Source organism: Pseudomonas sp. C9D1 (assembly GCF_056491235.1).
On the sequence record NZ_JBSZIE010000002.1, the window covers coordinates 3129422 to 3152996 of the forward strand.

General features: G+C 68.6%; 20 protein-coding genes. All 20 read right to left on the minus strand.

Features of this window, described 5'->3' with window-relative positions:
• Window positions 1–85: 85 nt before the first annotated feature.
• Complete coding sequence (madM, locus tag ACXI0U_RS22540; RefSeq protein ID WP_021217719.1) at window positions 86–850, minus strand: malonate transporter subunit MadM; 765 nt, start codon at window positions 848–850, stop codon at window positions 86–88.
• 5 nt (window positions 851–855) lie between these two features.
• Window positions 856–1257 carry a malonate transporter subunit MadL gene (gene madL, locus ACXI0U_RS22545; protein WP_043246646.1) on the minus strand — a complete coding sequence of 134 codons (402 nt, stop codon included), beginning with the start codon at window positions 1255–1257 and terminating at the stop codon, window positions 856–858.
• Window positions 1258–1317: 60 nt separating this feature from the next.
• Window positions 1318–2238, minus strand: coding sequence for a malonate decarboxylase subunit epsilon (gene mdcH, locus ACXI0U_RS22550; RefSeq protein ID WP_479550843.1), 921 nt, complete (start codon window positions 2236–2238; stop codon window positions 1318–1320).
• A complete protein-coding gene (locus tag ACXI0U_RS22555; RefSeq protein WP_479550844.1) occupies window positions 2235–2849 on the minus strand; it encodes a malonate decarboxylase holo-ACP synthase in 615 nt (204 codons plus the stop codon). The genes mdcH and ACXI0U_RS22555 overlap by 4 nt, the downstream gene beginning before the upstream one ends.
• 22 nt (window positions 2850–2871) lie before the next feature.
• Window positions 2872–3657, minus strand: a complete 786-nt coding sequence (gene mdcE / locus ACXI0U_RS22560; protein WP_479550845.1) for a biotin-independent malonate decarboxylase subunit gamma — start codon at window positions 3655–3657, stop codon at window positions 2872–2874.
• Complete coding sequence (locus tag ACXI0U_RS22565) at window positions 3654–4508, minus strand: biotin-independent malonate decarboxylase subunit beta (protein ID WP_184489813.1); 855 nt, start codon at window positions 4506–4508, stop codon at window positions 3654–3656. Before ACXI0U_RS22565 ends, mdcE begins: the two co-directional genes overlap by 4 nt.
• On the minus strand, window positions 4501–4800 hold the full coding sequence (locus ACXI0U_RS22570; RefSeq protein WP_111263021.1) for a malonate decarboxylase subunit delta: 300 nt from the start codon (window positions 4798–4800) through the stop codon (window positions 4501–4503). The genes ACXI0U_RS22565 and ACXI0U_RS22570 overlap by 8 nt, the downstream gene beginning before the upstream one ends.
• Window positions 4801–4802: 2 nt before the next feature.
• Window positions 4803–5651, minus strand: a complete 849-nt coding sequence (locus tag ACXI0U_RS22575; protein ID WP_479550846.1) for a triphosphoribosyl-dephospho-CoA synthase — start codon at window positions 5649–5651, stop codon at window positions 4803–4805.
• Complete coding sequence (gene mdcA, locus ACXI0U_RS22580) at window positions 5651–7315, minus strand: malonate decarboxylase subunit alpha (RefSeq protein WP_184489815.1); 1665 nt, start codon at window positions 7313–7315, stop codon at window positions 5651–5653. Before mdcA ends, ACXI0U_RS22575 begins: the two co-directional genes overlap by 1 nt.
• Before the next feature lie 444 nt (window positions 7316–7759).
• Window positions 7760–10180, minus strand: coding sequence for a TonB-dependent siderophore receptor (locus ACXI0U_RS22585; RefSeq protein ID WP_479550847.1), 2421 nt, complete (start codon window positions 10178–10180; stop codon window positions 7760–7762).
• Window positions 10181–10947: 767 nt separating this feature from the next.
• A complete protein-coding gene (locus ACXI0U_RS22590; protein WP_021217903.1) occupies window positions 10948–11946 on the minus strand; it encodes a FecR family protein in 999 nt (332 codons plus the stop codon).
• The gene (locus ACXI0U_RS22595; protein ID WP_479550848.1) at window positions 11943–12524 is read right to left on the minus strand and encodes an RNA polymerase sigma factor; all 582 of its coding nucleotides are present in this window, start codon (window positions 12522–12524) and stop codon (window positions 11943–11945) included. The genes ACXI0U_RS22590 and ACXI0U_RS22595 overlap by 4 nt, the downstream gene beginning before the upstream one ends.
• Window positions 12525–12652: 128 nt before the next feature.
• Window positions 12653–13783, minus strand: coding sequence for a type VI secretion system ImpA family N-terminal domain-containing protein (locus tag ACXI0U_RS22600; protein WP_479550849.1), 1131 nt, complete (start codon window positions 13781–13783; stop codon window positions 12653–12655).
• 27 nt (window positions 13784–13810) lie between these two features.
• On the minus strand, window positions 13811–14242 hold the full coding sequence (tssE, locus tag ACXI0U_RS22605) for a type VI secretion system baseplate subunit TssE (protein WP_111262996.1): 432 nt from the start codon (window positions 14240–14242) through the stop codon (window positions 13811–13813).
• A 3-nt stretch (window positions 14243–14245) separates the two neighbouring features.
• On the minus strand, window positions 14246–14782 hold the full coding sequence (gene tssJ / locus ACXI0U_RS22610; RefSeq protein ID WP_236204416.1) for a type VI secretion system lipoprotein TssJ: 537 nt from the start codon (window positions 14780–14782) through the stop codon (window positions 14246–14248).
• Window positions 14763–15857 carry a type VI secretion system baseplate subunit TssG gene (tssG, locus tag ACXI0U_RS22615; RefSeq protein ID WP_431482933.1) on the minus strand — a complete coding sequence of 365 codons (1095 nt, stop codon included), beginning with the start codon at window positions 15855–15857 and terminating at the stop codon, window positions 14763–14765. The genes tssJ and tssG overlap by 20 nt, the downstream gene beginning before the upstream one ends.
• A complete protein-coding gene (tssF, locus tag ACXI0U_RS22620; protein WP_431483534.1) occupies window positions 15821–17584 on the minus strand; it encodes a type VI secretion system baseplate subunit TssF in 1764 nt (587 codons plus the stop codon). Before tssF ends, tssG begins: the two co-directional genes overlap by 37 nt.
• Before the next feature lie 33 nt (window positions 17585–17617).
• Window positions 17618–19201 (minus strand): type VI secretion system protein TssA, encoded by a 1584-nt coding sequence (gene tssA, locus ACXI0U_RS22625; protein WP_479550850.1) that lies wholly within the window; start codon window positions 19199–19201, stop codon window positions 17618–17620.
• Window positions 19198–22536 (minus strand): ImcF-related family protein, encoded by a 3339-nt coding sequence (locus ACXI0U_RS22630; protein WP_479550851.1) that lies wholly within the window; start codon window positions 22534–22536, stop codon window positions 19198–19200. The genes tssA and ACXI0U_RS22630 overlap by 4 nt, the downstream gene beginning before the upstream one ends.
• 6 nt (window positions 22537–22542) lie before the next feature.
• Window positions 22543–23559, minus strand: coding sequence for a hypothetical protein (locus tag ACXI0U_RS22635; RefSeq protein ID WP_479550852.1), 1017 nt, complete (start codon window positions 23557–23559; stop codon window positions 22543–22545).
• Window positions 23560–23575 lie beyond the last annotated feature (16 nt).

Below are 23575 nucleotides of genomic sequence, written 5' to 3' on the forward strand. Positions count from 1 at the left end.
CTCCAGCGGGCCGCCGCACCCCGAAAGACGCGGGATGCTAAACCAAAGCGGCGCCCGACCCCAGCGCCGCTTGTAGGACAAGGCTTCAGCCCATCAGCCCACGCATGGCGAAGAACAGCACCGACGGGCCCATCAAACAGCCCAGCGCGGTGTAGAAGGCGGCGGTCAGGCAGCCATAGGGCACCAGCTTCGGGTCGGTGGCCGCCAGGCCGCCGGCCACGCCGCTGGAAGTGCCCATCAGGCCGCCGAAGATCACTGCGGTGCGCGGGTTGTTGAGGCCGATCAGCGGCGCCACGAAGGGCGTCGCCACCATCACCAGGATGGCCTTCACCAGGCCGGCGGCGATGGACAGCGCCATCACCTCGGAGCTGGCACCGATGGCCGCACCGGTGACCGGCCCGACTATGTAGGTGACCGCCCCGGCGCCGATGGTGGTGAGGCTGACCACGTCCGTGTAGCCGAAGGCCAGGGCCACGCCGACACCGGCGACGAAGGAAGTGCCGATGCCGACGAACAGCGAGATCACCCCGGAAACACCAGCGCGCTTGAGCTCCTCGATGTTCACCCCGAAGGCCGTGGCGACGATGGCGAAGTCGCGCAGCATGGCGCCCCCCAGCAGGCCGATGCCCGACAGCAGGGAGATGTCCACCAGGCCCTTCTGCCCACCGGTGACCACGCCACCCACATAGGACAGCACCAAGCCGAGGAAGATGGCGATGGCCGAGCCGTGCAGGCGCCCACGGGTGAGCTTGTCGGAGAGCCAGTAGGACAGCCACATGGTCACGCCGATCACCGCGAAGCCGCTGATCAGCCCGTAGCCGTTGATCACTTTCAACATGGATTCGTACATGGCGGTCACCGTTGCGCTTGGGTCAGGGGCTCAGCGGGGGCCGCCGAGGGCTTCTTTTGTCCGAGCCTGTCCAGCACCGGAACCATGGCGAAACCCAGCACCACCGCAGCGACGCCGGCGAGGATCGCCATCGGCCCGCCGGAGAGCGCGCCGAGCACGTTCTGCTGGGCGGCCATGGCGACCACGATGGGGATGTAGACCGCGCTCCAGAACTCCACGCCCTGTTCGGACTTGGCGCTCATCAGGCCGCGTTTGTTGAGGTAGCTGCCGATGAAGATCAGCAGCAGCATGGCGATGCCCACGCCGCCGACGTTGGCGGGGACACCGAGCAGTTTGCCCAGCAGCTCTCCGATGAGGAGGCCTGCCAGGGTGCACAGGGCGAGAAAGGCGACACCGTAGATGATCATTGTTGTTGTCCTCGGTTCTGTCGAAGTTGTTGTTCTTGTGCTTCGAAACGCGCGGGGGGGTCAGGGCGTTCGACCTACCTCCCGACGCAGCAGGGCGTCCAGCGTATCGCGGCGGGTGCCCTGGAAAGCGATCACCGTACCTTGGTCGAATACGCGCCGCGCCAGGCCGCTGAGCACGGCACCGGGGGGCAGTTCGATGTGCAGGCGCACGACGCGTTCGTAGGCGTTGCGCAGGGTGCCGTGCCAGTCGACGACGCGGCACATGTTGAAGGCGAGGTCGTCGCGCAGGCGCTCGGGGTCGTGGATCGGCCGCGCCGTGGTGCCGCTGAGGTAGCCGAGCTGCGGGCGATGCACCTGTACTTCGGCAAAGGCCGCAGCCAGCTCGCGGGCCGGTGCTTCCAGCAGCGCGCAATGGGACGGCACGCTGACCGCGAGGCGCTTCGCCAGGCCGGCGCCCAGGCCGCGGGCGCGCGCGGCGACGGCGGCCATGGCGGCGTCGCTGCCGGCGATCACCTGCTGGTTGTCGGCGTTGATATTGGCCAGGAACACCGGGCCTTCGGCCTCCGCGATCAGGCGTTCGAGGGTGCCCAGGTCGAGCCCGCCGATGGCGGTCATGCCGAAGCCCTGTGGATAAGCCTGCTGCATCAGCTCGCCGCGCAGGGCCACCAGGCGCAGGGCATCGGCGAATTCCAGGGCACCGGCGACCACCGCCGCCCCGTAGGCGCCGATGGACAGGCCGGCCACGTAATCCGGCGCCGGGCTTTCCTTCAGCAGCAGGCGGGCGCAGGCAACGCCGGTGATCAGCAGGCACAGCTGCACGGCGCGGGTGCCTTGCAGCGCCTCGGCCGAGTCCAGCGCCAGCACGTCTTCGCCCAGCGCTGCGCTGGCCTCGTCCAGGCAGGCACGTGCTTCGAGTGGCAGCTGGTGGAGCATGCCCACCTGCTGCGCGCCCTGGCCGGGGAAGGCGAAGAGGCTGCTCACGCCACGTGCTCCAGGGCCTGCCAGGGGTTATCCACAAGGCGCGCGCCCTCTGCGCACTTGAGCAGTACGCGGCGGGAATCGCCGGCCCATTCGCGCAGGGCGATGGCGCCGAACGGGGTTGCCAGTTGCAGGTCGATGCGGCAGCGGGCGCGTTCGAGCAGCGCCAGCAGCTCACGGGCACGCTGGCGTTCGAAGGGTTCGGGAGTGCGCAGCAGCAGGTCGAGGTCGCTTTCGCCATGCAGCACCGGCACGCCGGTGGCCAGCTCGAACCCGACGCCGCCGGTGGGGCCCCAGGCGAGGCCGGTGGCCTCCAGCACGGGGGCAACCTCCACCAGCGCGCGCAGCGCCGGCCAATGCCCGGCTGTACGCGGGCGCAGCTGTTCCGGGCTGATGCAGCGCTGGACGGCGGCAAGGGGCATCAGCGTGGCGAAGCGCTGTTCGCGGCTGGCGCCACGCACACCCACGGCGACCCGACCCGGCTCGCACAGGGCGCGGCGCACCACCACCGGCTGGCCGGCGGCGAGCACCTGCCGCGCCCAGGCCGGGGCCTCGGCGGGCAGCTGCTCCGGGGCGAGGCCCCAGAGAAGATCGTGAGGATGATTGGCCTTCATGGTCCGCTCCTGTGCGAGGGCCTTACCACTGCGCCCGCAGCATCGCCCGCACCTTCGCCGAGGCCGCGCGGTTCTCGGCGCCGAGTCGCCCGCGCAGGTCGGTGGTGGTGCCGATATCCGCCACCGCCCGCACCAGGCAATCGCGCACCCGGGCGACATCGGCGGCAGCGGGCTGCTCGACGTTATCCACAGCCAGGCGCTCCCAGAGCAGGCCGAGGGAGGCGTAGTTGTCGAGGTCGTAAGCCATGGGCGGGATGGTCGCGGCGAGGGCTTCGAGATCGTCGACGCTGCGCAGGGTGATGCGCGCGGCGGCGGCCTTGCCCATGGCGTGGACCATCACCCCGGCGTCGTCCAGGGCGATCAGGCGCTGGGCCTGGTAGCCATGAGCGAGGAAGGCGCCGGACATGGCCTTGCCCACCAACAGGCCGATCACCGGGTGCCCGGCGAGACGGGCGCGGGCATAGGCGTCCACCGCGCCGGCCAGGGCCTGGTGGATGCCCAGGGCCTCCTCGCGGCGACCGTAGGCCTGGCTGGGTACGTCCACCACCGCCACCAGCACGCGCTTGGTGCCGCGCCCAGCGTCGGCTTCGATGGCGTCATCCACGGCCTTGGCCAGGCCCCAGCCTTCCAGCAGCCCCACCTCGCCGTTGCGGGCGCGGGGGAAGGGGTTGGCGGCATCCGCCACCACGGCGATGAAGCGCGCCGCGAGGCTGCCCACCTCGCCATCGATGACCTTCACCGAAGCCGGATAGCCAGCTTGTTCGCTGTCGCCTGCCAGGGCGTGCAGCCACTGCATTCCACGGCTCATTGCGGTTCTCCCGTGTAGAGGGCGCGCACGGCGGCGGCGTCCAGTTGTGCGCAGTCATCGCCCAGGCGCGCCAGGCGTTCGAGGAACCAGGCATGCCGGCGGCTGCGGGGCAGCGGCGGCTCGTCGCTGGCCAGCAGGCCGCCGAGGGCTTCACGGATGGCGTCGATATCGTCGGCGACATAGCCATCCACCAGCTCGCTGGCCATGCGCTGCTCGCCACCGGTAAGACTCCAGATGAAGGGCCGGTCGCGGGAGTCGTATTCCTCGATGCCGGCTTCCTGCTCGATCACCTGCGGGCCGTTGAGGCCCAGGCGCGCTTCGCGGGTCACCAGCAGGTGGCTGCACAGCCCGGCGGCGATGGACATGCCACCGAAGCAGCCCACCGGCCCGGCCACCAGGCCGACCACCGGCTGGTACTGGCGCAGCTCGACGATGGCGGCCTGGATCTCGGCGATGGCCGCCAGGCCCAGGTTGGCCTCCTGCAGGCGCACGCCGCCGGTTTCCAGCAGCAGCACGGCGCAGGTGGGAATGCCCTTGCGGTTGTCCTCGGCGGCCAGCTCCAGCAGGCCGGCGATCTTGGCACCGCCCACCTCGCCCATGCTGCCGCCCTGGAAGGCGCCCTCGATGGCGGCGATCACCGCCGGCAGGCCATTGATGCTGCCCTTGGCCACCACCACGCCGTCGTCGGCCTGGGGCACGATGCCCTGGCGCGGCAACCAGGGGGAGACCAGCCGCTCGAAGGGCCCCACCAGCTCGCGGAACGAGCCCGGGTCGAGCAATTCGCGGGCGCGCTGGCGGGCGCCCAGTTCGACGAAGCTGCGGGTGGCCAGCAGGCGTGCGTTGTCAGTCATGGGTCACCTCCTCCAGGGCCTGCTCCAGGCGCAGGCGCACCACGCCGGGGGTAGCGCCGAAATCGTGGATGTCGATGCACAGGGCCGGCAGCGACTGGCCGGCGAACATGCGCTCGAACAGGTGCCGCCAGCGGGCTTCGCTGCCGTTCACCGAGGTCACCACCTGGATCGACAATTTGCCGGCGAGGCCGGGCTCCAGCAGCACTTCCAGGTCGCCGGAGCCGACGCAGCCCACCAGCGCGCGGCCAAAGGCGGGTTGCCCGGCGGGGAATTCGAAAGACAGGGTTTCCATGGTCAGCTCCCGACTCGGTCGATGAACAAACAGGCGGCGAGCAGATCGGCCGCGCCGCCCGGCGAGGCATTGAGCCCCAGCAAACGGGTTTCCAGTTCGCGCAGCCGGCGACGCCCGTCGAGGCTGGCGCAGCCCCCGGCGTCGAGCACCGCGCGGGCGCCCCGCTGCATGGCGGCGAGCCCTTCGGGGCCGGCGCGCCAGAGCACGCAGGTGTCGGCCAGCTCGGCCATGATCGCCAGCAGCGCATCGAGCCGGGCGTTCTGCTCGCCGCTGCCGTGGGCGCGGCTGCGCTGCAGCTGCGGCAGGCCGTGCAAGCGCACGGCGGGGAAGCCCAGCTGGGCCTCCTCCCGCGCGCCCCGGGCGCCGTAGCGCTGGGCGACACGACTGCCGTGGCTGTCCTGCTGCGGCGCGGCGCGGTCATCGATCAGGGCGATGCGCGCGGCACGGGTGGTGATGCCTGCGGCTTCGGCCTTGGCCGGCTCCAACGCGACGGCGGCCACCAGCAGGCCGAGGGCCCAGATGGCACCGCGATGGGTGTTGACCCCGCCGGTGACGGCGAGCATGGCGGCCTCGCCTTCGCGGCCGATGCGGCCCAGTGCCTCGCGCAGCGGCTGGCCAACGTCGCCGAACGCCACCGCCGCCTCGGCCATGGCCTTGAAGGCCGGCCACAGCGACAGCGCCGAGGCGTGCATCAGGCCCAGGTGCAGGTCGCTGTGGGCGCCGCTGCCACGCCGGTCCACCAGCGCAGGCTTGGGCGAGAGGTCGGCTTCGTCGATCAGCGCATCGACGGCCTGGTCCGCCAGCCACTCGGCCAGGGGCAGCCCGGTACTTTTCGCGATCAGTGCGCTCATCACCAGCTCCTGAACTTGGCCGGGGGGGTGTAGAGGCCGCCGGACCAGTCCACCAGCTCGGCGATGCTCTTGGCGGCGAGCAGTTCGCGGGTCGCATCGGTGCGGCGGATACCAAGGTCCTCGGGCAGGGCGATCAGCCCTTCGCGGCGCATGCGCTCGGTGTCCTTGGGGTCGTGGCGCAGGCCGATGGCGGTGACCCCGGCGACGGCGGCGATCATGGCGCGACGCTCTTCCACCGTGCGCGCCTTGTACAGGTAGGCGATGCCTTCCTCGGTGAGCAGGTGGGTGACGTCGTCGCCGTAGATCATGATCGGCGCCAGGGGCATGCCGCTCTTCTTCGCCACATCGACCGCGTCCAGGGTCTCGACGAAGGTGGGTTTGCCGCCCTCCTGGAAGGTCTCGACCATCTGCACCACCAGCTTCTTGCCCCGCGCCAGCAGGGCCTCGGGCTCAGGGCGCATGTCCAGCCAGGCCGGGGTGGAATGGCGGCGGCCACGCGGGTCGTGGCCCATGTTCGGCGCGCCGCCGAAGCCCGCCAGGCGGCCCCGGGTGACGGTGGAGGAATGGCCGTCGCCATCCACCTGCAGGGTGGCGCCGATGAACAGGTCCACCGCGTACTGCCCGGCCAGCTGGCACATCATGCGGTTGGAGCGCATGGAGCCGTCGCGGCCGGTGAAGAACACGTCCGGACGCTGGGCGATGTAGCCCTCCATGCCCAGCTCGGTGCCGAAGCAGTGCACGCTTTCCACCCAGCCGGTCTCGATGGCGGGGATCAGCGTCGGGTGCGGGTTGAGCGTCCAGTTGCGGCAGATCTTGCCCTTCAGCCCCAGGGATTCGCCGTAGGTGGGCAGGATCAGTTCGATGGCGGCGGTGTTGAAGCCGATGCCGTGGTTGAGCGACTGGACCTTGTGCTTCTCGTAGATGCCGCGGATCGCCATCATCGCCATCAGCACGTGCACCGGCTTGATGTGGCGCGGGTCGCGGGTGAACAGCGGCTCGATGTAGAAGGGCTTGTCGGCCACCACCACGAAGTCGACCCAGGAGGCGGGGATGTCCACACGCGGCAGGTCGCCGACGTCGTCCACCAGCTCGTTGACCTGGACGATGACGATGCCGTCGGAGAAGGCCGTGGGCTCCACCAGGGCGGGGGTGTCTTCGGTGCTGGGGCCGGTGTAGATGTTGCCGTGGCGGTCGGCCATGAAGCCGGCCACCAGCGCGACGTTGGGGATCAGGTCCACCAGCAGGCGCGAGTACAGCTCGATGTAGGTGTGGATGGCACCGACTTCCAGCAGGCCGTCTTCCAGCAGCTGGCTGATGCGCAGGCTCTGCGGGCCGGCGAAGGAGAAGTCGAGCTTGCGGGCGATGCCGCGTTCGAACAGGTCCAGGTGCTCGGCGCGGCTGACGCTGGGCATGATCATGTGCAGGTCGTGCAGGCGCCCGGGGTCGGCCTTGGCCAGGGAGCGGGAGAGGAAGTCCGCCTGCTTCTGGTTGTTGCCTTCGAGCACCACCCGGTCACCGGGGGCGATCAGCGCCTCCAGGGCGGCGACGATGCGCTCGCTGGGCAGCACCACGCCGTCGGCGAGGGATCGCACCTGGTCGAGGCGACGCTGCTTTTCCGCACGCCGACGCGACCATTGCGGCGGTGGGGAGATTGTCGTTGTCATTGGATGCTCCACGGGTTCCGCTGTCGTGGAGCGAACCTTAGGAGCGCGACCGGTGGGTCATCAATCAAGCCCGGGGACGGATCGTTACGGCGAGGTTAACGATCCTTTGCGGTGCGATGCCGGATGCAGGGTGGACCCCGCTTCATCGGTCCACCATGCGGGGTCGACCGGGGCTCTTGTTGTGGGAGCGGATTCATCCGCGATGGAGTGCAACGCGCTCCCGCCTTTTCACAGCACCTTGCATGCGGCGAGGTCGATCGGTACTCCGCTGGTGGACGTGAAGAGCGACGTCCACCCGCAGGCCTTCAACTGCTTGTGCAGAGGGTTCGGGATCGTTGTGTTGGGCCTCGCTGCGCTCGGCGCCAACCTACGGTCATGCACCGTGCTCGGTGTGATGCCGGTGGACCCCGCTTCACCGGTCCACCGTGCGGGGCGGATCGGGACTTAGAACTCCAGGGTGCTGGAGAGCTGCACCAGGCGCGGGTCACCGATGGAGACGTTCCACTGGTTCACCGAGGAGCTGTAGTAGGTCTTGTCGAAGATGTTCTTCAGGTTCAGCTGCAGCTTGAGACGCTTGTCGTTACCCAAGGGCGTCTCGTAGGCGGCGAAGGCGTCGGCTACTGCGTAGTGAGGCAGGTTGAAGCTGTTGGCGACATCGCCCTCACGGGAGCCGATGTAGCGACCACCAAAGCCAGCACGCAAACGATCACCCTCGAACACCTGGCCGAAGTCATAGACCGCCGACAGCGAGCCACTGCGCTTGGCAACGTTCTGCAGTTCGTTGCCCTTGTAGAGCGGGTCCTTGGTCAGCTCCGCGTCCAGCAGGGCGAAGGTGCCGATCAGGCTGAGGTTGTCGGTGACCTGGCCGGTGACATCCAGCTCAATGCCACGTGAGCGGACTTCACCCACTGCTCGGTTGGAGCCATCGAGTTCGGTCACGGCGACGTTCTCCTTGACGATATCGAACAGCGCCAGGGTGCCGGTGATGCGGCCCGGCATATCCAGCTTGGCGCCGATCTCCCAGCTCTTGCCCTCCTCCGGAGCCATCGCGTTCACCGATCCGGTCCCGCTCAGCGGCGCAATGGTGGAGTTCGGTTTAAAGGACTCGGTGTAGCCGCCGTAGAGGGACAGCTCGTCGGTCATCTTGTAGACCAGGCCGACCCGGGGCACCCAGAGCTGACCGTCGATATCGGTGTTCTTGGTGAACGGACGGCCGCGACCGGCGAGCTGGTCGTAGAGCTGGTAGCGAGCACCGGCGATGAAGATCCACTGCTCGTTGAGGTGCACCGAGTCCTGGAAGAAGGCGGATTGGCTCACCACGCGATCGGTCTGGTCGCTGTCGCCGGCGGCCACCGTGGTGGGCACTGGCACCTGGCCATAGACCGGGTTCCAGGGGTTGAAGCTGAGACTGGTGGTCTGGCGGATCAGGTCCTCACGGTAGAACTTGCGGTACTCGTGGTCCACGCCCATCAGCAGGTCGTGCTGCATGCCGGCCAGTTGCACCTTGCCGTCCAGGTCGAAGGTGGCGAAATGCTCGGTGCTCACCGCGCCCCGGGTGCCATCCAGGCGACGCCTCAGCGTGCCGTTGGCATTCTGGCTTTGCACCCGCGCCTGGTAGTCGTCGTAGGTGTCGCGGTTGTAGCTGTAGGCGAAGTGGGCTTTCCAGTCCTCGTTCAACTGGTGTTCGAGGTCGAGGATCATCAAGTCCGAGTGGCCCTCGGTGACGTTATAGGGCTCGTCCAGGCGGCGGGTGGCCGGCACTGCCAGGGGCTTGCCGTTGATGAAGACCGTGCCGCGGTCGAAGGGCACCGAGTACTCGCGGTGCTCGAAGCTGAGGTTCACCGTGGTGTCTTCGCCGTACCAGGCGAAGGAGGGGGCGAAGGTCTTGTCGCGGTTGTGGCCGAAGTTGCGCCAATAGTCGGCGTCGTCGTAGTCGGCGATCACCCGGTAGGCCAGGCCGGAATCCCCCAGGGGGCCGGTGACGTCGAGGGTGCCGCCGCTGCCGTTCTTGCCATCGCCATAGGTGGAGGCGCGTCCGGTGATGGCGCGGTAGTCCTCCAGCAGCGGCTTCTTGCTGACCACATTGATCACGCCGCCCGGGTCGAGGATGCCGTAGAGCATCGAGGACGGGCCCTTGAGCACTTCCACCCGCTCGGCGGTGGCGGTGAGGTTGCGGCCCTGGATGGTGCGCATGCCGTCGCGCAGGATCGAGCCGTCGCGGTTGTCGCCGAAGCCGCGCTTCATCACCGCATCCAGGGTGCTGCCGAGGGTGTTGGCCTGGGTGATGCCGCTGACGTTGGCCAGGGCGTCGTCGAGGTTCTGTGGCTGCTGGTCGAGCAGCGCCTGCTGGGGCACCACGGCCACCGCCTGGGGGATTTCCAGCAGCGGCGTTTCCGAGCGCATCAGGCGCGTGGTGGGCGGCGGCTGGTAACTGGTGGCGGCCAGCTGGCGGGAGTTGATGTTCACCGCATCGAGGTTCAGCGCACCGTCGTTGGCGCGGGGCACCAGGGTGAGGGTGCCGGGGTTGACCTGTGCATAACCCAGCCCGCTGCCGGCCAGCAGCTGCGCCAGGGCCTGCTCGGCACTCATGCGGCCGTTCACCGCCGGCGCCTGGACCTGGTAGGCGGCATCCTCGGTGTAGACCAGCGCCAGCCCGGTGACGCGGGTGAAGGCGGCCAGGGCCTGGGGCAGCGGCTGCGCGGCGATGGCGAACTCATGCACGCTGGCCAGCGCGGCGGCGGGCGCCTCGGCATCGGCGGCATGGGCCAGCGGCAGCACGCCCACGTGGCCGAGGGCGAGCAATGCCGAAACCAGACCGAGGCGCTTGAATGCGCCGCCCTGCAACCGCGATGTCCTGTACTTCATGGGTATGACCTGCCCCCTGGCTGATGGGTTTCTTTGCGAATAAATCGCATTCCACCTCCTACACGGAGCCCGCGAGCGGATACCTCACCTGAAATTGAAAATAATTTTGAAAAAAATAAAACCACCTGCCGGGCAGCAGCTTGTGTAGGGGCGAATTCATTCGCCAAGGGCAGCACAGCTGCCCCGCAGGGCTCCGTGTGGCAGGCCTTCGGCCTGCTGGGCGAATGAATTGGCTCTGTCTGCGTTAAGTGTTGCTAGAGGATTTGAGCCCAGCTGATTGCCGAGTTCTGGTGATGTTTCTGGTTTCGCCCACCCGGGCGAGTCTCTTTTGGCAGTCGTCGGGGTGCCGAACCACCCAAAAGAAACCAAAAGGGCTTGCCCCATCATCCGGCCCCGGCTTCGCCGGGGTTCCCTCACTCCATCGCCGTTACTCGCTACGCTCGCCCTTCGGGCCGCACTGAAGTGCGTTCCCCGCAAGCGTCGTCTGGGGGCCGGCGCAACGACTGCGTTCGGCCTCCTGGAGGGGCGTTGGCGGCTGCTCCAACTTTCTTCGCTCAAATCCACACATTGATGTGCGCACCAACCCAACGTGCACGTAACGGCGGCTTTCGTAGGATGGCGTAGAGCGAAGCGAAACCCATGCGGTAGGGGGGGGCACGAACCCTTGGGTGCCCGGAAATAGCCGTGCTTGAGCGCTTGCATTAAAACCACAACAGCTAACGCAGACAGAGCCAATGAATTCGCCCCTACAGACATGTGCCGAACAGCTAGCGCAACACGATCAACCGGCCCAGCACCTCGTGCTGGCGGAAACCGACCACGGCGCGCAGGGAGTCGAGGATGGCGTGGGGGTCGTTGCTGGGGAAGCTGCCGCTGATGCGCCGCGCAGCCAGTTCGTCATCCAGCAGGACGATGCGCCCCGGGTAGTAGCGCGCCAGCTCAGCCAGCACATCGGCCAGGGGCGTCTTGTAGAAAGTCAGCCGCCCTTCCCGCCAGGACAGCTGCGCCTGGGCGTCCACCGTCCAGGTTTCACCGGCCTTGCCTTCGCCATAGACCAGCTGCTGGTTGGCGGCGAGCACGTCCTGGGGCTGGCCGGGCGCGGCGGTGACGCCCACCCTGCCCTGCTCCACCGTGACCCGCGCGCCGCCGTGGCGCAGCCGCACGCCGAAGCGGGTGCCGAGCACCCGGGCTTCGCCACCGGCGGCGTAGACCACGAACGGCACCTCGCCATGGCTGACCTGGAAGAAGGCCGCGCCGCGACGCAGTTCGACATGGCGCTCGTCAGCGCGCAGCTCGACGCTCACCGCGCTGTCGGCATCCAGGGTGATCACCGAGCCGTCGGCCAGTTCCAGCGTGCGCACCTCACCGGGCGCGGACACATAGTCGGCGCCCAGGTCCTGCAGCCAGTCGACGGGTTTCCAGCCGCCGCCCCAGACCACCAGCGCCAGGCTCGCGGCCATCGCCAGCAGGGCGCCCCAGCGCCGCCCACGAGCAGGCGGCACGGCCATGCGCTCCAGGTACTGGCGCAGGCGCGCGTCTTCCTCGGCGGCGATGGCATTGGCCGCGGGCCAGGTACGGCGCCACAGCTCCTGGGCCTGGGCGTAGGCCTCGATATGGGTGACATCGGCATAGAGCCAGCGCTCGAAGGCCTCGCGCTGGGCCGGCGAAGGCCGCCCCTGCATGCGTCCGATCCACAGCCAGGCCGCCTGCTCGACGGCATGCTGGCTGCTGGTGGCGGCGACGGGCCGCTGCTGATCGAGACTCATGGTTTCGCGCTCCCCGGCGAGATGGTGGCCGGCCTGTCCTGCAGGCTGGCCTTGCAGGCTTCCAAGGCACGCATCATATGTTTTTCCACGGCGGACTGGGAAAGCCCCATGGCGCGCGCGATGTCGCCATAGGTGCTGCCGTGGATGCGGTTGAGCAGGAAGATCTGGCGTGTGCGCTCCGGCAGCGAGCGCAAGGCCGCTTCAACGTGACGCAGGTCGTTGCCGGCCTCCAGCGCCGCTTCCGGGGGCGGCGCCTCGTCCTGTTCGAGCAGCAGGCCGGCCTCGTTGCGGGTGCGCGCGCCTTCGCTGCGCATGTGGTCGATGGCCAGGTTGTGGGCACTGCGCAACAGGTAGGTGGCGAGGTCCTCCACCGGTGCCGCCGGGCGGCGCCAGAAGCGCAGGAACAGGTCCTGGACCAGGTCCGCCGCCGTGGCGCGACAGCCGACGCGCCGGCTGACCAGCGCCTCTATCCGCTCCCGCTGGGCGAGGAACACGCGCAACAGATCCTCGCGCCGCGACGGATCGCCGGGTGCGGGCGCATCCGGCGGCAGGTCGGCCGGTGAGGAGGTATCGGGCATGGAGCGGCGCAGGCTTCGAGGAAGAGAGCGCGGATGATAATGCTTATCAAATAACAATTAACAGCGAAGCGACGACCGTACGCCTCCGGCCCCCGTAATGACCCGGCCGGAGAGCGCTGGCAACGACCTCAACGAGGAGCCTGGCAGGCGCCCGGTTCCGGTACCAGGCTGATATCGACACGGCGGTTGGCCGCGCGTCCGGCCTCGGTGGCGTTGTCGGCGATGGGTTGCCCCGAGCCCTGGCCGCGCACGGCGAAGCAGTCGTCGGCCACGTCCCCCATGTTCTTCATCCAGTCACGGACCGCTGCGGCCCGGGCCTGCGCCAGGGCGAGGTTGCGCAGCTCGTCGCCGGTGGCGTCGGTATGCCCGGTGATGACGATCAACCAGCCCGGTTGTGCCCTGACGTTGGCCAGGGCGTTGATCAGCACCTTGGTCGAGTCCGGCTTCAACCGGGCACTGCCGGAGTCGAACAGCTGCAGGCTGTCCAGGCGAATGGGCTCGGTGGCGATGCGCGCCTGCTCCTGCATGCGCTGCCAGTGCTGCCAGCCCAGCACCCCCAGCGGCACCAGCGCGACCAGGCCCAGCAGCAGCACCAGCGCGACCCGGAGCGCACGCTTGCCGGGGCGACGCTCCAGGTACACGACCGGCGCGACCCCGCCATGCTCCGGCATCGAGATGAACAGCCTCATGGGCTGCTTCGGGGCTGCGCTCCCGCGTTCGCGGGGATGGCCCGGGAGCGGCGAAGCATCGTCCTGCAACCGCGCAGCCAGTGCCGATACCTGCTGGTTCAGGGCCCGCAGCGCCGTCATCGCGGGCAGCCGCTGCCGGCCAAGCACCTCCTGCAGGCAGGCGAGGTCCGCTTCCAGGGTGCGGATGAGGGAGGCATCCCTCTTGCCGATATCGAGCCCGCGCAGCAGCGGCTGCCACTGCGTGAACAGCCAGGCGAGGATGTCCATGCGCTCCGTCGCGTTGCGCGGCCACAGGCGATCCCACGCCCCCGCCAGCAGCTGGTTCAGCAAGGTCATGCCCTCGGCCACGCCGGGCAGCCCGTAGCGCTGGGCCAGCGCGAGGGCCAGGAAGGCGGCGATCTGCAGGTCACTGCCATTGTCGCGGAGCAGCTCCCGGCACCACTGCTCGACCTTGCGCCAGTCGACATCCGGGCAAGCGGGGTGGTGCAGCTTGGCCAGTTCCTCGTAGAGCGCCGCAAGGTCGCCGTGTTGATGCAGTTCGTTCTGCGCCCTGCCAACGAGTCCATTCATGGTGTTCTCTCCCGGATCGAATCCTGTCTACAGATAGTTCTGCTGCCGAAGGTGGCGGACCAGCACCCTGCCCTCCGGCGCCAGCGTGGTGCCGAACGTCGCCTGCTCCCCGCTCTTGAGCCGCACCTCGAGGCTGTACTCCAGTTGCCCGGGCCGTGACTGGGGCAGCAAGCGGACGCTCAGCTCCGCCAGCCGCGGCTCGTACTCGAGCAGGGTGTGGGTCAGGGCGCCGATCAGGCCGTGGGCGGCAGCCGGCAGCCCCTGCAGTACCTGACCCATGTCCGGCAGCCCGTAGTCCGGCAGGTGGCTGAGCGAACCGGCGCGGCTGTCGAGGATGCGCTGGAGGTTGTCCAGCACCGAGAGGATGAGCCGGTCCTCCTCGCGTACCCGATGCAGATCCAGTTCACCGGTGAAGTTCTGCAGCAGCGTTTCGTAGAGCGATGGCGTGTGCTCGGTCACGGGTCAGGCCTCGGGCAGTGGACGCAGGGCCAGGCGGTTGTCGCCGAGCTCGATCACCCGTGGCTGGTCCGGGTCCAGGTCGTCGCGGGTGAGTTCCAGGCGCCAGGAGCCGCTGCGGGTGTCCGGCTGGCGGAACAGCGCGACCACGGCGATGACCTGGGTGGCTTCATCCAGCGGCACGCTGAGCTGCGCGCCTTCTCCGGGGTTGATCACCAGGGTGCGTTCGTCGAGCAGGTCGGCACCGAGCCGCTCTTGGCTGTCGTCCAGCAGGTGGTCGTAGGTCGCCCGCCTGAACGCCTGGGCGTCACGCAGCGCGTAGATGCGCACCAGGGTCGGCACGGACAGCCCGGACATGTCGCGCGGGTCGGTGTTGATCGCGGGGCGCGCGCTGAAGTCCAGGTGCAGGGTCTTCACCTGCTTGTAGAAGATCGACCTGGCGAGCTCCGCCGAACTGTCGCCGACGCTCTGGTACAGGCCACACCCCCCCATCAGCGCGGCCAGCAGGGCCGGCAGCAAAGGCCTAAAAACGGTACGCGACATGCTGTGTCTCTCTTTCCTGCGGATTGTTGCGAAGGCCCCGATAGCGCCCAAGCGGGATGGTCACGGTCCCGGGGAGAAGGTCGCTCCGTTCGCCGCCCTGGCCCAGCAGCCCGGTCATGCCGAGCAGCAGGGTCGTCTCGCCCAGCACCGGCCGTGGCAGGCAGCGTGTCGGCAGGGAGAGTTCGAGCCGTGCCGTGCAGCGCCAGCCGAGGTAGACCTGCAGCAGCACCAGGAGGTCGCTGTGCAGGTGGGCGCCCGGTAGCCAGCCCTGCACTTCCCGCGGGTCTTCGGTGAACAGCGACAGGTGCAGCTGGCTGTTGGCGTCATGGCCGACACGCCCCAGCGGGGTGCCCTGCGACAGGCCCACCGGCTCGGCCGCCGACAGCCCCGCCGGCCGTGCCAGCACCACCCGTAGCGGACAGTGCAGCGTGACGCGGGCGCGGGTTTCGGGGGCCAGCAGCTTCACCAGCGCGGCGATGCCTTCGGCGTTGCGGGTGGGCAGGCGCATGACGCTGAGCAGCGCGAGAAAGCGCGAGATCGGCGTCGCGACATGCTCGGCGGTGCCGGGGATTCCCAGGCCGATGAGACCCAGCAGGCACTGGGACGTCGGGTCGGCCCCACCGGGCTCGAAGGTCGCCGGGTACGAGTACTTGCGCCAGATGCGATAGAGCTGGGTGAAGATCCGGTGATTGAAGATATCGAGGAAGGCTTCCAGCGCCTCGTGCCCTTCGCGGCGCTGGGCGATGTCGTCCAGGTAGGTGGTCGGCAACGGCGAGTCCACGCCATAGAGCCCCAGCAGCCGCGTGCGCACGGTGGCCGGCATCCGGTCCGGCTCGTCAGCGAACTCGATGGCCTTCAGTTCGCCTGCCGGGAAGCCCATGCCGGGGTCGGGACGAAAGCGCACCGGGTCATCCGAGGGGCGCTCGGTGCTGCCCAGGGGCGGCTGCCCCGGCAGCGCCCGCTCCAGCAGTTGGCAGAACCGGTAGAGGTCCGCTTCGGCAACCCGTCCTTCCAGGGCCCGCAACAGGCCGCTGGCGTTCAGCCGGGCATGCGCTGGCTGTGGTTCTCGTTCCATCTCAGGCACTTCCCGGTGGGTTGCAGGATCAGCGTCAGCTGGTTGAACAGGTGGATGTCGGCGTACAGGGCGAAGAAGCGGCTGAGCATCTCGCCGAACAGGCTGATGTCCCCTTCACCGCAGAAGCCGTTGGCGTCCAGCGTGACTTCGATGTCCACGCCACGCAGCAAAAAGCCCCGCTCGAAGCGCTGGATCAGGTGGTGGCGCACATCGACGATGGCCTCCAGGCGACGCCGGTTCAGCTCGTTGCCGGTCCAGTCGTAGAGCGCCAGGGTGCCGCGCAGCACTTCGGCGCTGCCCAGCATGGGCAGGAAGTTCGAGCCCAGGTGGCTGAGCACCCGCCAGTGGAAGCGGTCGCGGCTGGGCGGGTAGCAGGGCAGCGTCGGCGCACACAGGTTGCGCACCCGCAGGCCGGTCTGGGTGGACTGCACCAGCGTGTCGAGCAAGGTGCTCTGCAAGGCCTTGCGCGGCAGTTGGCCGTTGGTGCCGGTGAGGCGCAGCGACAGGCTTTCGCCGGCCACCAGGCGATCGACGTCGAACCCCTCGCCGCCGAGAATCAGCCAGGTGTCGTGCAGGCCGTTCGCCGCGCGCTTGAGGCGGGTATGGAAATAGCGCTCCGGGGCGTCGTCACGCAGCATTCCGCCCTTGTGCCGGAAGCTGGTGAACGGGACGTAGTCCTCGCGTTCGGCGTTCTTCGAGGCGGTGACCTGGTCCACTGAATAGATTTCCGTATGCCCGTCCTGCAGGCGCATGGGCCGCAGCAGGTAATCGCTCTGCAGCGGGTCCAGGCGCAGGGGGTCGGCCTCCAGGGTGAACAGGTTGATCACCGGCACGGCGTGCAGGCGGACGTGCTCGGCGCGCGGTTCGAAATCGTGGGGCCAGCCCTCGGCGAGCACCACCTCCAGCTCCAGCCAGGGCACCCCCTCGGGCAGGCTCAGCCGTTCCAGGCCATGCAGGGTGACGAACATGAATTTCTCGCGAAAGCCGAAATACTCCAGCAGCAGCTGGTAGCCACTGAACGCGCTGTCGCCCTTGGGCCAGAGCCGATCCTCCTCGGCGAACCCCCGGGCGGCGAAATGCCCCTGCAGGGGCATGCGCTCGGCAATCCGGGGCAGGCGCACGTAGAGGGCATGCACCTGCCGGGTCAGCGCCAGGTGCAGGGCGCTGGCCAGGGGAGCCTCGGCGTTCAGGTACAGCGGCAGAGCGCTCAGGTCCACCTGCGACCACTCGGCCAGGGGGCCGCAGGCAAGACGCAGGCGCAACAGCGAACGGCCATCCGGCTGGTAGGCCAGCCGCAACGACTCAACCGCCAGGGGCTGCAGGGCGATGTCCTGGGTGGTGGTGTAGCGGCAGCGGGTCCGCTGGGCTCCCACTGGTTGGGACAGCACCTCCAACCCCCGTTCGACGCACTCGCTGCGCTTCATCTGCTGCAGGTTGGGCGTCAGTTCGAGGATCGACAACGAGGGAATCGTCCGCAGGTAGTGCGGCCAGAGCAGGCTGACCAGCCCTTCGGTCAGCTCCGGGAGGTCGTCGTCGAGCTTCTCGCGCAGGCGGCCCATGAGGAAGGCGAAGCCTTCGAAGAGGCGTTCGACGTAGGGGTCGCGCGCGCCCGGGCGGTCGAGGCTCAGGTGCGCCGCCCGGTCGGGGAAGGCTTCGGCGAACTCCTGGCCGGCCTCGCGCAGGTAACGCATTTCCGCGTCGAAATAGCGCAGCGTCCGGTTTTCCATATCCACAAGCATGCTTCCTGTCTTGATCAATGCTCAGCGACACAACACCGCGGCGCGCACCGGATCGATGCTGACCAGATCGGCCAGCAGCGCCTCCTTGCGACGCCCCAGCGCGGGCTTGTCCACATCGGTGCGTTGGGATTTCAGGCGCAGCAGCTTGAGCAGGCGCGCCTGCACCTCGAAGCTCAGGCCGGGCTCCCATTGCTCCAGGGCCTGGCGCCTGGCCGTGACCTTCAGCTCCGCCAGCAGGTGGATGGCCAGGTCGGTCTTGCCGCACTGTTCGGCGACCCGGGCCATCAGCAGGCGCAGCAGCCAGCGCTGTCGCCCGCTCTGCGCGCCGGGCTGCGTTCCGAGCCAGGCGATGGCCGCCTCCACCCCTTCGCTGTCGGCCTGGACCAGCGCCTTGGCCTCCAGGGCGAGGATGTCGACATCCACCGGATCGGGCGTCGCCGGCGCCGGCAGCCATTGCGGCGACTGGTTGCCGCTCACGTGCTGGGCGATCCAGTTGCGCGTGACCTCGTCGGCGAATGGCGAGCCATCGTTCCAGCGCAGGGACTCCAGGCCCGGCAGGCGGTCGAGGAGCATGCCCAGGTCGCGCTTGACGATATCGGCCCAGCCATCCTCGGGCGGCGCCTGCCGGCTCAGCGCCTGGCAGAGGTACCACTGCAGGTCGAGCCAGAAGTGGTTCACCCCTTCGGCGTAGATGCGCTCGACCTGATCGAGCAGCTCGCTCCAGCTCTGCTGCAGGTGCAGCCGTTTCAGCTGGGCCCGGTACTCGCTGCGCGGCGGCGCCAGCCGGGTCGTGCCGCTGCCCTCTGCGGGCGGCAACTGGTGCACCGTGTCCCAGCGCAGGCTCTTCATCAGCCGGTGCGCCGCCAACCAGCCCAGCGGCTGCTCGCGCAGGTAGCCGGCCAGGACGCGCCCGCCATCGAGCAGGTCGCGGCCGGAGCGGATGGCGGTGAGCGATGGCGTGGCGCCCTGCCGGCCTGCTTCGTGGGCCGCGCTGTTCTGCGGCACCAGGGCGTCCACCCCGCCGGATTGCGCCAGGCGGTTGGTCAGCGCGGTATAGAGCGCTCCCAGCGACGGCCGCTGTTCCACCGGCCAGGTTTCCAGGGTCCGGTTCAGCCAGGCCAGCGCGGCGACCGTCCGCTCCGCCTCGACCTTCACCACCTCGGGGTAGAGCGACAGCCCATCCAGCACCTTGCCGCTGGCCAGCCACTCCAGCGCCATGCGCCGGCTGTTCGGCCGGCTCGGCAGGATGTCGTCGCCGAAGCGTTCGAGCAGCACGGCCAGCAGGCTCAGCCCATCGGCGAGCCCCGCCTCGCCATCCATCTGCATGCGCGCCCAGAGGTAGTAGGTCGCCACCCTCAGGTCCTTGCAGCGCCGCTTGATCAGCGCTTCCGCCAACTGCGCGACCCGCTCGGTATCCGCGCCGGATAGCTTGTTGACCTCCTCGCGCATGTGCTGGAAGTCGTCGTCGTAGCCCGGGTCGTCCCCCACCGCAGACGACGGGCCGACCGGCTGCAGCCAGGCTTCCCAACCGGGGGCCTCGCGACGGGCCAGCTCCAGCGCGTCACGCGCGCCCAGGCAACTGGCGATAAGGGCGGACAGGCTCATGGCTGCTCTCCGTAATGCGCCAGCTGGCGCGAGGCGCCGCCGGGTTCGAGGAAGATCCGCGCCGGCAGGCTGAAGCCGCGCAGTTGCAGCAGCGCCAGGGGGCCCGCGCCCAGGTCGGTGCGCAGGTGCCAGGTCAGCCCCAGGCCATCGGGGGCCTCCAGCACCAGGCGATAGCGGGTTTCGCTGTCATCCAGCGGAGTGACCCGGGCCCGCTCCAGCAACCGGATCAGGCCCCAGGTGCCGGCGTAGTCGCCAAGCAGCCGCTCTCCGCTCCTGGCGTGGGTCCAGCTCAGGCGCGCGCCGGGGTGATCGCTCGCGCTGGGCCAGTCGAACCGTTGCCAGCGTTCCCGCTGGTTGAAGTACGTCAGGCGATGCCCATCGAGGGTCAGGGTGGTCTGCACGAGGTCGCGTACCGGCTTGGCCCGCAGCTCGAAGGCGATGCCCATGCCGCCGTCGGTGTAGAGCACGTCGGCCAGTTCGGCGAGCCGATTGACCGCCGCGAGGAACGCGGGATCGAGGCGCAGCCCCTGGCCCAGGGTGCTTTCGGGCACCCAGCGATTGCCGTCCTTGCGCAGCACGCCACCCAGCTGGCGGGTGAGGAAGCGGTCGATGTGCCCGCTGTCGGCGCGGATCATCTGCCCGAGCATGGGCAGCGATGCGTCGCTGGCGCTCGCGGCGAAGGGGTAGCGGCCGGCGAAGGCGCTGTTCCAGGGCCCGACGATGGCGCGCTGCCAGTGGTCATTGAGCCCGGCAGCGGAAGGTTGCAGGATGCGCTGCCAGGCCTGGTCCAGCGGCTGGACGAACAGTGCCCGGCCAAAGCCGGCCCATTCGCTGCCGAGGCTGGCGGCGATCAGGCTGCCATAGGACTGGGTGTCGGTGAGGTCGACGCTGCGCCCCTGGAACACGGTTTGCGCCAGGGCCTGGATCATCGCCTGGGGGTCCTGGGCGGCGCTCACCTGCTGCAGCGTCAGGCGCACCCGGGTCACGCGGGTGAGGAAGGCGTGCAGGCTGAGGTTGTCGTCGTTGCGCGAGGGCTCGGCGCCCTTGCCGAGCAACGCCAGCAGCGGGCCGAAGCGTTCTTCCAGCGGCCCTTTCGGCAGCGCCGCCAACGGCTCGATGGCCGGGGCCTTGTCCGGCCCCATGAGGTTCTGCGCGGACTGCAGCAGCGACTCGCCCAGGGCCTGGCCACGGGTGCCGGCACGCCCCTGGTAGGACAGGGTATTGACCAGCGCGATGAACGGCGACTGGCGCACATCGGTCATCAGGGTGAGCTGGTCGACCACATCGGCGAGGCTGCCGGCCTCCTGCCAGCGCAAGCTGTTGAGCATGTCCAGCCAGGCCCGGCCGTAGTCCTGGAAGTAGCGTGCGGTCAGGCTTTCGCGCAGGGCCTCGGGGGTCAGCGCGGCGTCGATCTGGCTGCGGTCATCGCTGAGTACCCAGTCGATCTCCTCGCGGCGCGCGGCGGCGATCTCGTCGATGGCCTTGCGTACCCCGCCTTCCCAGGCCTGGCGGGTGAATACACCCGGCACCTCGGCGGCGGTGGAGAACAGCGGCTGGGCGTCGGTATCGCCGACCATCTGCTGCAGCCCCATGGCCGGGTACTGGTTGGCGACGGCGTCGAGCACCTGCCGGTAGAGGGCCGCCTCGCCGTTGCGCTGGCCGAGCTGGCTGATCAGCAGCTGGCGGGCCCGGGCGACCAGGGCCGGGTCGGTGGTGATGCGCCAGCCGGGGTGCGCCTCCAGCTGCGCGGCGTAGAAGCGCCAGAGGTTCGGCGCGATGCCCTGCCATGTGCCCTCGCCGATGCCCATGCGGGCAGGCTCGGCGGCCGCCAGCGCCTTGCCGAGGAATGACGCATCGACATTCTCCGGCCGGGCCATCATCAGGTAGGCCTTGAGCGGCTCGTAGGCCTCCCGGGCCCGGGTGACGCGCTCAGCGCTGCCCGGCGCCAGGCCGAGCAGCCCGCGCAGCTGGCGCTCGAGGCCGGCCGCTGCCGGGTCGCGGACCAGCCGGTTGTTGGCCGCCTCGTAGCGGGGCCAGAGCGCGGCGAGCAGGCCGTCGTTCTGGCTCAGGCCGAAGCGCTGGTACCAGGGCACGCCGTGCCTGGCGCGTTGGTCGAGGCGGTCGAGCTCATGGACCAGCGCGTTGAGGGCAAGCAGTTGCTCGTCGCCTTCCCGGGGCTGGTCCAGGGTGGCCAGGACGGCCTGCATCTCGGCGATCTGGACGCGGTTGCCGGCGAAGGAGAGCAGCGTGCCCAGCCCCCAGAAGGCGACGAGGCCGAGCGCAACGGCGGTCGCGGTGCGCCACCAGGGCCACCCGTAGGGCCGGCCGCCGTGCCGGTCCGCCAGCACGCCTCGCCAGGCCGGGGGCGGCAGCCAATGATGCACCGCAGTGCCTCCGGCGCCCGGCATCGCGAGGCTGAACCAGAGCCCGCGCGGCATCACCCCGTGGCTGCGCTGCAAGTGCTCCCAGCTCCGTCGCCAGCGGGTGATGCCTTCGTCCCGCAGGCCCTGGGCGAGACGCAGGAGAAAGTCATGGCGGTTGTCGGCCTGCATCCGGGCGAGCCCTTGCTCACGCAGCGGCTCGAGCAACTGCCCCAGACGGCCTTCCAGCTGCGCCGGCCCGGCGCGAGGCGCCAGCGTGCAGCCCACAGCGGCCTCGGTGGCCGGTTGCTCCCACTCGCTGCGGCCGACCTCCCAGAGGTGCACCGGCGCCTGCCAGCGCAGCCGCCTGGCGATATCCCGCAACTGGCGCTGGTAGCGGGCCAGGTAGTCCGCATCGGCCCCCTGCTGCGCGCTGAGCGCCCAGACGATGCCATCCACGGGCCGACGCGGACGGAGCCGGCGCCACCGTTCGAGACGCGCATCGCCAGCGGCCTCCTCGGCCGCACCGCCCCAGAGCAGGACGACACCCTCGCCTTCCAGCCATTGCGCACCGGCCAGGCCGGGAGCGATGGCCGTGACTTCGTCCGGCTCGCCGATCACCAGGAGCAGGCGGGCGCGGCGGTGCCAGAAAAGGCCGAGGTTCTGGCGCAGGTGTTGACGAGCTTCCTCCTCGTTCACACCAAGAACATCAGATGCTTGAGGTCCCGATTGGGCCTCGCTGGCATGATCCAAGCGATACAACGAATGTCCAAGATGCCAGCCTGCCACGCGATAACTCAGCTCGGCGAGAAGCACCAGCAAGGTGACAGCGGCTGTAATCCAAAGCCAGATGCTTTGCGCGGCACTACCAGCGCTGATCCCCAGGAGGTGCGGCTTCCACCAGAGCAACAAAAGCAATCCAATGCCTGCGAACACGACACCCCAAAGCAACACTTTCATCCACAGCAGTTTCATGAACATCTATCCCTGAAGATCCACAGCAATCGGTCGAATCGCAGTACACCAAAGCTCTGGTGAACCTGTGCCATCCCCACAAAGGGTCAGCTGCGGACGGCCTTGCAGCTGAACCGCCTGGGCAGCTGCCGCAATCGCTAGCCAAGGTGCCGTCCTGCCACTGCTCCCGAGGATGGTGTCGAGATTGTGTTGGCCCTTTTGGGGGGTAGCTGGAATACCCAATCGCGCCAGTGACGTCCAAACATCAGCCTGGCGTTGATGATCAATGCCCGACAGCCAGACTCCATCGAGAGAGTCAGCCCCAATCTGAGCCCAGCTCAGAGCCTGACGGATGGAGCTAACCAATCCATCGGTCGAGGGTTCACGCTCCTGTTCAGGACGATGCAAGTAGATATGAGGATGAGCGGCTCGCGACGGGGCACTACCGAGCAGCATGCCCACCACGGCCTCGGTCGACTCTTCAACCGCCTCTGGCGCTATTTGAAAAGCGATGATCATCAATAACGCCTGATCGTTGGCGCGATGATCCAACCACTGGTCAATCACTGCTAATCCGTTACCCTCTGTCGGCTGCAGTGCTCGCCGAATACCAGCCCCAGCCCACGCCTGCCTCCAGGCCTCCACGACTGTCTTGTCCGATAGGCTGGTATTGATGTCGAGATGCAAAGCCAAGGGAAGATCGGGCGGAAATGACGTCAAAACCTGAGACATATCAGCGAAGACCTGTGACAACAGCCGCTGCAGCGCATCTACAGATCGTTCCAACTCCCCCATCGGCAAACGACTATGGCGCACCGAGCTCTGGCCTTGCCACGACGCCTGTGCACGTAAAGCACTGACCTTGCCTTGCAAGGCCATCAACTGCAGCGCACGCATGTCCTCCGCTTGCTCATCGCGAAGAGCAGTATGTAGGCTGACACCCAGCACCTGCTGCGAACGTCGCCCCTGACCAACCTTGCTCAGTCGATCTTCCTCGCGAGCGGCATTCCATCCATCGGCAGCCCCTTTCTGCAAGGTGAACACCAGAATCCGAAGTGCC

Coding starts and splice junctions, on each gene's coding strand:
- ACXI0U_RS22555 (WP_479550844.1), bottom strand. CDS start 2,849: ATGAAGGCCAATCATCCTCACGATCTTCTCTGGGGCCTCGCCCCGGAG.
- mdcE (WP_479550845.1), bottom strand. CDS start 3,657: ATGAGCCGTGGAATGCAGTGGCTGCACGCCCTGGCAGGCGACAGCGAA.
- ACXI0U_RS22590 (WP_021217903.1), bottom strand. CDS start 11,946: ATGAGTCTCGATCAGCAGCGGCCCGTCGCCGCCACCAGCAGCCAGCAT.
- tssG (WP_431482933.1), bottom strand. CDS start 15,857: ATGGAACGAGAACCACAGCCAGCGCATGCCCGGCTGAACGCCAGCGGC.
- tssF (WP_431483534.1), bottom strand. CDS start 17,584: ATGGAAAACCGGACGCTGCGCTATTTCGACGCGGAAATGCGTTACCTG.
- ACXI0U_RS22595 (WP_479550848.1), bottom strand. CDS start 12,524: ATGCCCGATACCTCCTCACCGGCCGACCTGCCGCCGGATGCGCCCGCA.
- ACXI0U_RS22630 (WP_479550851.1), bottom strand. CDS start 22,536: ATGAAACTGCTGTGGATGAAAGTGTTGCTTTGGGGTGTCGTGTTCGCA.
- ACXI0U_RS22575 (WP_479550846.1), bottom strand. CDS start 5,651: ATGAGCGCACTGATCGCGAAAAGTACCGGGCTGCCCCTGGCCGAGTGG.
- ACXI0U_RS22565 (WP_184489813.1), bottom strand. CDS start 4,508: ATGACTGACAACGCACGCCTGCTGGCCACCCGCAGCTTCGTCGAACTG.
- mdcA (WP_184489815.1), bottom strand. CDS start 7,315: ATGACAACGACAATCTCCCCACCGCCGCAATGGTCGCGTCGGCGTGCG.
- madL (WP_043246646.1), bottom strand. CDS start 1,257: ATGATCATCTACGGTGTCGCCTTTCTCGCCCTGTGCACCCTGGCAGGC.
- ACXI0U_RS22585 (WP_479550847.1), bottom strand. CDS start 10,180: ATGAAGTACAGGACATCGCGGTTGCAGGGCGGCGCATTCAAGCGCCTC.
- ACXI0U_RS22600 (WP_479550849.1), bottom strand. CDS start 13,783: ATGAATGGACTCGTTGGCAGGGCGCAGAACGAACTGCATCAACACGGC.
- tssJ (WP_236204416.1), bottom strand. CDS start 14,782: ATGTCGCGTACCGTTTTTAGGCCTTTGCTGCCGGCCCTGCTGGCCGCG.
- madM (WP_021217719.1), bottom strand. CDS start 850: ATGTACGAATCCATGTTGAAAGTGATCAACGGCTACGGGCTGATCAGC.
- ACXI0U_RS22570 (WP_111263021.1), bottom strand. CDS start 4,800: ATGGAAACCCTGTCTTTCGAATTCCCCGCCGGGCAACCCGCCTTTGGC.
- tssA (WP_479550850.1), bottom strand. CDS start 19,201: ATGAGCCTGTCCGCCCTTATCGCCAGTTGCCTGGGCGCGCGTGACGCG.